The following is a 536-nucleotide window of genomic DNA, read 5'->3' as shown; positions in this document are numbered from 1 at the left end:
TGCGTATTCCAGACCAAGGTTGCCACTGATTCCAGACGAAGCCTGCCACCCATTCCACGCGAAAGCTGCCACTGATTCCACGGCAAAGCTGCCACCTTGGCAGGCTGCCTGATTTCCCCATCAAAACGTCCGGCGCGGGATAACTAACGGTACTCTGCTCCTTTTCATCGGGAGAGGGTCAGATGCCAGCGAAGAGGTTATCCATGCGTAAAATCAAAGAAGTCCTTCGCCTCAAGTGGGAGCGAGGGCTGAGTAACCGGCAGGTTGCCGCAGCCTGCGGCATCAGTCGCCCCACTGTGAGCGAGTATCTGCGGCGTGCTGCTGAGGCGGAGCTTGGCTGGCCGCTGCCAGAGGATCTGAGTGAAGCCCAGCTGGAGCAACGGCTGTTCCCGCCACCACCGGATCTGCCGGCACAGGCCCGAGGCATTCCGGATTGGAAGCGAATCCACGATGAACTCCGGGGCAAGAACGTCACCCTGTTCCTGCTCTGGCAGGAGTACCGGGAAGCCAATCCGGATGGCTACCAGTACAGCTGG

The 536-nt window shown here is 59.9% G+C and carries 1 protein-coding gene; it reads left to right on the top strand.

What is annotated here, in order from left to right; translation table 11 throughout:
* Positions 1-182 precede the first annotated feature (182 nt).
* On the top strand, positions 183-536 hold a 354-nt coding region (locus H3Z84_RS07950; RefSeq protein ID WP_199457092.1), incomplete at its 3' end, for a helix-turn-helix domain-containing protein.

Source organism: Marinobacter sp. bablab_jr003, from assembly GCF_016464245.1.
GTDB lineage: Bacteria > Pseudomonadota > Gammaproteobacteria > Pseudomonadales > Oleiphilaceae > Marinobacter > Marinobacter vinifirmus.
Note: the sequence above shows the minus strand (reverse complement) of the source record. Positions and strands in the feature narration are given on the sequence as shown.